The following is a 233-nucleotide window of genomic DNA, read 5'->3' on the forward strand; positions in this document are numbered from 1 at the left end:
GGGCGGACGAGCTTGGCGAGGGGGTCACCGCGGAACAGGTGCAGCAGCACCACGTCGGGCCGGTTGCTGGGGGTGGCCTTCACCTGGCGGACACCGAAGGTGTGGGCCAACCTCTCGGCGACGCGGCCGAAGTCGTCGGGGATCTGCCCGGTGACCATCCGCACCGTCACCACGTCGACGCCGGCACCGCAGCGGACCGTCTTGAGGACGGGCAGGACGGTGTGCCGGTCGAA

General features: G+C 71.2%; 1 pseudogene. It reads right to left on the bottom strand.

Going from position 1 to position 233, the window contains the following annotated elements:
- A pseudogene (locus ACNAW0_RS30965) lies at window positions 1-233 on the bottom strand (cell division protein FtsK); the annotation flags it as partial.

The organism is Micromonospora sp. SL1-18 (genome assembly GCF_047921505.1).
Taxonomy (GTDB): domain Bacteria; phylum Actinomycetota; class Actinomycetes; order Mycobacteriales; family Micromonosporaceae; genus Micromonospora.